This is a genomic window from Brevundimonas sp. (assembly GCF_044239655.1).
Classification (GTDB): Bacteria; Pseudomonadota; Alphaproteobacteria; order Caulobacterales; family Caulobacteraceae; genus Brevundimonas.
This window is the reverse complement of the sequence record NZ_JBIIAY010000154.1, coordinates 1-5,917: the sequence shown is the minus strand read 5'-3', so window position 1 is coordinate 5,917 and position 5,917 is coordinate 1. Positions and strand designations below refer to the sequence as shown.

Below are 5,917 nucleotides of genomic sequence, written 5' to 3'. Positions count from 1 at the left end.
ATGGCCCGGTCGAAGCCCTTGTCGATCTTGGAGCGGAGGCGGGAGATGTGGACGTCGATGACGTTGGTCTGGGGGTCGAAATGGTATTCCCAGACCTTTTCCAGCAGCATGGTGCGGGTTACCGACTGGTTGGCGTGGCGCATCAGGAACTCCAGCAGCTGGAACTCGCGCGGCTGCAGGTCGATCTCGGTGGTGCCGCGATGCACGGTGCGGGCGATCAGGTTCATCTCCAGGTCGCCGACCTTGAGCACGGTCTGGACCCCGCCGGTCTCGCGACGGCGCGACAGGGCCTCGACCCGGGCGACCAGTTCGGCGAAGGCGTAGGGCTTGACCAGATAGTCGTCGCCGCCGGCCTTGAGGCCCGTGATCCGGTCCTCGACCTCGCCCAGCGCCGACAGGAACAGCACCGGCGTCTGGTCGCCGTCCTTCCTCAGGGTCTCAACCATGCCGATGCCGTCCAGGCGCGGCATCATCCGGTCCACGACATAGACGTCATAGCCGCCGCGCTGGGCCTCCAGGAGGCCATAGGCGCCGTCCACCGCATGGGCGACCTCGTGCCCCGCCTCGGTCAGACCCCGCACCATCGCCGTCGCCGCCTCGGCGTCGTCCTCGACCACCAGAATCTTCATGCGAGCCCCTCCCAAATCAGTATCGCCGCCGATGCTAGCGCATCGGCGGCGATTTGGAGAGTTAGGGATTATTCAGGCTTATTCGGGGGCCGCGAACGGCACGATGATGCGGCCTTCCTGACCCGTCGGGGCGCGCACGGCCAGCAGGACGCTGGGTCGACCCGCTGCGCGAGCTGCCTCGACCGCCGCCTTGAACTCGGCGACGCTGTTGACCCGGACGTAGTTGACCCGCTCGATCAAGATGCCGGCGACAGCGCCCTCTCGCGATGCAGGCGACCGGGCTTCGACGGCGGTGATCAGGACGCCGCCTTCGCCAGCCGACAGACCGTAACGCTCGCGCAGGGCTGACGAGATCGGCCCCACGGTCATGCCGAGCACAGTTTCACCCTTTTCGATCCCGCTCTGGCCGGAAGCACCCGGCGAGGCGGACTGTTCCTCAAGAACCGCGTTGATATCAGCCGGCCGTGTTCCCGCGCGGACGTTGACCGTCTGGCGTCGGCCTTCGCGGAAGAGCTCGAGTCGCATGGTTTGACCGGGCCGCACGGCACCTACAGCTCGGGTCAGGGCGGTGGAGGTGTCGACCGCCTTGCCGTCGATGGCGACGACGACGTCACCTTCACGCAGGCCCGCTTGTTCGGCCGGGGCACCCGGCGTGAGGACTTCGATCGACGCGCCCTCGATTCCGTCCGGCAGACCCAAGGCACCGCGCTGTTCGTCCGTACTGACTGTGCCGATCTGGGCCCCTAGATAGCCGCGCGCGATCGTCTCTCCGCGGATCAGCTGGTCGGTGATCGTCTTGGCGATCGTTGCCGGAATAGCGAAACCGATGCCCACCGAGCCGCCGGACGGCGACAGGATCGCCGAGTTCACGCCGATCACGCGACCATAGATGTCGAAGGTCGGACCGCCCGAGTTGCCGGTATTGATGGCAGCGTCGATCTGCAGGAAGTCGGTGTAGGGGTTGTCCGGCGACGGATACTCGCGGGCTGTCGCCGAGACGATGCCCGCCGTGGCCGTGCCGCCCAGGCCGAACGGATTGCCGACCGCGATGACCCAGTCGCCGACGCGAGGCTGGGCCTGTTCCTCGAAAGTGACGAACGGGAAGTCGCCGCCGTCAACCTTGACCACGGCCAGGTCGGTGTCCTGGTCGCGGCCGACCAGACGGGCCGGGAGCTCGCGGCCGTCGGCCAGAGTCACTGTGATCTCGGTGGCGTTGGCGACCACATGGTTGTTGGTGACGATGAAGCCGTCGGCGGAGACGAAGAAGCCGGACCCGGCACCGCGCTGCGTCTGGGGTTCGGCATCCGCATCGGGCTCGGGCATCTGGAACCCGAAACCGGGCAGACCGGGAATCTGCATCCGACCGCCGGACGGGCGCTCGACAGTGGACTCGACGTTCAACTGGACCACAGCGGGCGACACCTGGGTGAAGATGTCGGCGAAGCTGAGCGGCGCGCCTTGCGGCGGGGCGAAGGCGAGGCCGCCGCCGGCGCTGGGTCTGAGCAGGCCGGAGGCTCCGGCGACCTCCGCATGGGCTCCGGGCCAGGAAATGACGCCCCCGGCGGTGGCGCCTGCGGCGACCAGCAGGCCGCAGGCGGCCCCCAGAATGAACTCCTTGCGCTTCAGCATCGTCGTCTAGCGATCCTCTTGTCGGCGTCTTCGCGACGCCGTTCCGCGTTGAGATATAGAGCCGTTCCGCAGAGAACCAACAGGGTTCAATCCGGGGCCGGAACGATGGTTGATCCCGCCTGATGCCCGTCGTGGGGCGGGTTTGCGTCCGTATCGGGGCGAACGTCCCTGTGGGCGAGAAGTTCGGCCAGTTCGGCCTCCTCGCCGGGCGACAGCGGGGCCGGGGTCTGAGGCTGCCGGCGGGACAGGGCGCGCCAGCCGAACAGGCCGGCAAGCAGCAGGACCGCCAGGGCCGGGCCGAACCACAGGAGCCAGGTCGCGGGGTTCACCGGCGGCTTGAACAGGATGAAGTCGCCCCAGCGGCGGACCAGGTCGGCACGGACGGCGTCGTCGCTGGATCCAGAGGCGATCTCCTCGCGCACCAGCCGGCGCATGTCGGCGGCCATGCCGGCGGGGGAGTCGGCGATCGACTCATGCTGGCAGACGACGCAGCGGACCTCCTCGAACAGGGCCTGGGCGCGGGCCTCCTGGGCGGGGGAGGCCAGGGGCTGGTCGGGGACGGCGGCGGGTTCGGCGAGGGCGGGGGTGCCTGCCATGGCCACGAGCAAGGCCATGACCTGAAGGGCGCTCCTCATGCCGCCACCCGCTTGCGGCCCGGCACCCAGATCCTGAGCCTCCGGTCCAGCAGGGACAGCAGGCCGCCCAGCGCCATGATCATGGGGCCGAGGAAGATCAGTCGGGCCCAGGGGTTCCAGTAGGCGCGGACGGTCCAGGCCTGGGCCGCCTCGGGGGTGGCGCGGCGTTCGCCCATGACGACATAGACGTCGTCCAGCCCCCGGAAGTCGAGGCCGACCTCGGTGGTGGTCTGGCCGCCGGCGGGGAAGAAGCGGCGCTCGGCGGTGACTGTTTCCATCCGACCACGCGCGGAGGTGACGGTCAGGGTGCCCTGTTCGGCCAGATAGTTGGGGCCTTCGTGGATGCGGACGCTGTCGAGGCGGACGGAATAGGTGCCGACCGTGATCTGGCCCCCGAGCGGCAGGGCGGCGGCGGTCTCGGCCTTGAAGCCGGTCTCGACCACGGCCCCCAGAACGAAGACGCCGAGCCCTGCGTGGGCCAGGGTCATGCCCCAGGCGCCCAGCGGCAGGCCCCGGATGCGGCGCAGGGTCTCACGGCCGGGCACGCGGAACAGGCGGATACGCTCGACCACCTCGGCCAGGGCCCCCAGGATCAGCCAGGCCCCGACCGCGATCCCGGCGGCGACCATGGCCTTCTTCGGCTCGAAGGCGAGCCAGCCGAGGAAGCCGCAGCCGAGGGCGAGTGCGGCGGCCAGAGCCAGCCTCTGGCCCGCGCCGACCAGGTCGCCACGCTTCCAGGCCAGCAGGGGTCCGGCCGGCAGGATCAGGAAGGCGACGACCATCAGGGGGGTGAAGGTCAGGGCGAAATAGGGCGGGCCGACCGAGATGGTGGCCCCGGTCGCGGCCTCCATGATCAGCGGATACAGGGTGCCCAGCAGGACCGTCGCCGCCGCCGCCGTCAGGAACAGGTTGTTGAGGACCAGCGATCCCTCGCGGCTGATGGGGGCGAAGACGCCGCCACCCTTCAGGTTCGGCGCACGCCAGGCGAACAGGGCAAACGCCGCGCCCGCCGTCAGCCCCAGGATGGCCAGCAGCATCAGGCCGCGCTCGGGGTCGACGGCGAAGGCGTGAACGCTCGTCAGGACGCCGGACCGGACCAGGAAGGCCCCCAGCATGGAGAAGGTGAAGGCCAGAAGCGCGAGGAACACCGTCCATCCTGCCAGGGCACCCCGCCGTTCGGTGACGACCGCCGAGTGCAGCAGGGCCGCCCCGGCCAGCCAGGGCATGAAGGAGGCGTTCTCGACCGGATCCCAGAACCACCAGCCGCCCCAGCCGAGCTCGTAGTAGGCCCAGAAGGACCCCAGGGTGATGCCGACCGTCAGGAAGGCCCAGGACGCCAGGGCCCAGGGCCGGACCCAGCGCCCCCAGGCGGGCCAGAAGCTGGAGTTCGGTCGGCCCTCGATCAGGGCGGCGACGGCCAGCGAAAAGGTCACCGAGAACCCGACATAGCCCAGGTAGAGCAGGGGCGGATGGATCGCCAGCGCCGGATCCTGAAGCAGGGGGTTCAGCGACGCGCCCTGGAAGGGGGCGGGGTTCAGCCGGGCGAAGGGGTTGGAGGTGAACAGGGCGAAGGCCAGGAACAGGGCCCCCAGCCCCCCCTGGACGGCGACGGCGCAGGTCTTGAGCCCGAACGGCAATCCTCTGGCACGGGTGAGCGCCGCGCCGAACCCGGTCAGGACCAGGGACCACAGCAGCAGCGACCCCTCATGGCTGCCCCAGGCGCCGGCGACCTTGTAGAGCATCGGCTTGTCGGTGTGGCTGTTGGCCGCGACATTGGCGACCGAGAAGTCCGAGCTGACGAAGGCCAGGATCAACGTCCCGAACGCCAGGGCCACCGCGGCGGCGCAGGCCAAAGCGGCTCCGTTCGCTGCGCCGGCAAGGACGGCATTCGACCGGATGCGCGCGGCCGTGGCCATCGCCGTTTGCAAGACCGCCAGCGCCAGGGCCAGGGCCAGAATGAACCCCCCGAATTCGACGATCATGTTGGGGTCTGGGCCGGCCGCCACTCGCCCTTGGCCTTGAGGCGGTCGGCGACTTCGCGCGGCATATAGGTCTCGTCGTGCTTGGCCAGGACCTGTCTGGCGACGAAGGTGCGGTCGGGGCGGAAGGACCCTTCAGCCACGATGCCCTGACCCTCGCGGAACAGGTCGGGCAGGTCGCCCTGGAAGACCACGCGGGTGACGGCGGCGTTGTCGGTGATCGAAAACGCGGTCTCGGCCCCGTGACGTTCAACGCTGCCGGCCTCGACCAGACCGCCCAGGCGGACGTCCCGGCCGGGAGGGGCCGCCTCGGCGGTCGCCTCGGACGGCGAGAAGAAATAGGTCACGCTGTCGTTCATGGCCCACAGCGACAGGCCGACGGCCAGGGCCAGGATCGGGGCCGCCGCCGCGACGATCCACAGGCGACGGCGCGCCCTGGGCGAACGGGGAAGCCAGCTCATGAGGTCGGCTCCGGCGGGGGCGTGCGTTCGCCGGCCTCGATGCGGGCCAGACGCTGGATCAGGTCGGCGCGGCGCGGGTCGGTGGGATCGAGCGCGGCGATCAGGGGCGTCCAGGTGGCGCGCACACCGGCGATGTCGGCGCGCGCCATTGCGGCCTCGCCGAGGAAATACAGGGCGCCGAGCTGGCCTGGGTCGCGGCGGGCGGCTTCACGAAAGGCGGCCTCGGCGTCGGCACCGACGACGCCGTCCTGCGACCGGACCAGGCTTTCGCCCAGCCGCGCCCAGCTGCGGGCGTCGTTGGGGTCGGCGGCGAGGACACGGCGGAAGGCGGAGGCCGCGCCGATGGAATCTCCGGCCTGGAAGCGGGCGGCGCCCAGCATGGACTGCAGCTGCATGTTTTCGGGTTCGGCGGCGGCATCGCGGGCCAGGACGGCGGCGACCTGAACCGGCTCGAGCGGCGTGGCACCCGTCGCCCATTCATCGACCCGCGCGGCATAGGGCTGGTCCGGCAGGCCGGGCGTTCCGGTCAGGACATAGAGGCCGGCCGCGAGGGCCGCCGTCAGGCCGAGCCCGGCGAGCAGGGC

General features: G+C 70.3%; 6 protein-coding genes. All 6 read right to left on the bottom strand.

The window, feature by feature from the left end; genetic code table 11:
* Positions 1 to 629, bottom strand: a 629-nt coding sequence (locus tag ACILQR_RS15125; RefSeq protein ID WP_395652214.1) for a response regulator transcription factor, incomplete at its 3' end; no start/stop codon positions are given.
* 78 nt (positions 630 to 707) lie between these two features.
* Entirely contained in the window at positions 708 to 2,258 is a 1,551-nt protein-coding gene (locus tag ACILQR_RS15120; RefSeq protein ID WP_395652213.1) for a trypsin-like peptidase domain-containing protein, read from the bottom strand.
* Positions 2,259 to 2,344: 86 nt separating this feature from the next.
* Positions 2,345 to 2,893, bottom strand: coding sequence for a cytochrome c-type biogenesis protein CcmH (locus ACILQR_RS15115; protein ID WP_395652212.1), 549 nt, complete (start codon positions 2,891 to 2,893; stop codon positions 2,345 to 2,347).
* Positions 2,890 to 4,875, bottom strand: a complete 1,986-nt coding sequence (locus ACILQR_RS15110; RefSeq protein WP_395652211.1) for a heme lyase CcmF/NrfE family subunit — start codon at positions 4,873 to 4,875, stop codon at positions 2,890 to 2,892. Before ACILQR_RS15110 ends, ACILQR_RS15115 begins: the two co-directional genes overlap by 4 nt.
* Positions 4,872 to 5,333 (bottom strand): cytochrome c maturation protein CcmE, encoded by a 462-nt coding sequence (gene ccmE / locus ACILQR_RS15105; protein ID WP_395652210.1) that lies wholly within the window; start codon positions 5,331 to 5,333, stop codon positions 4,872 to 4,874. Before ccmE ends, ACILQR_RS15110 begins: the two co-directional genes overlap by 4 nt.
* Positions 5,330 to 5,917, bottom strand: a 588-nt coding sequence (locus ACILQR_RS15100) for a tetratricopeptide repeat protein (protein WP_395652209.1), incomplete at its 5' end; no start/stop codon positions are given. The genes ACILQR_RS15100 and ccmE, both read right to left, overlap by 4 nt.

What these genes read in the sequence shown, in the direction of transcription:
- ACILQR_RS15120 (WP_395652213.1), bottom strand. Translation starts at nt 2,258, where the DNA reads ATGCTGAAGCGCAAGGAGTTCATTCTGGGGGCCGCCTGCGGCCTGCTG.
- ACILQR_RS15115 (WP_395652212.1), bottom strand. Translation starts at nt 2,893, where the DNA reads ATGAGGAGCGCCCTTCAGGTCATGGCCTTGCTCGTGGCCATGGCAGGC.
- ACILQR_RS15110 (WP_395652211.1), bottom strand. Translation starts at nt 4,875, where the DNA reads ATGATCGTCGAATTCGGGGGGTTCATTCTGGCCCTGGCCCTGGCGCTG.
- ccmE (WP_395652210.1), bottom strand. Translation starts at nt 5,333, where the DNA reads ATGAGCTGGCTTCCCCGTTCGCCCAGGGCGCGCCGTCGCCTGTGGATC.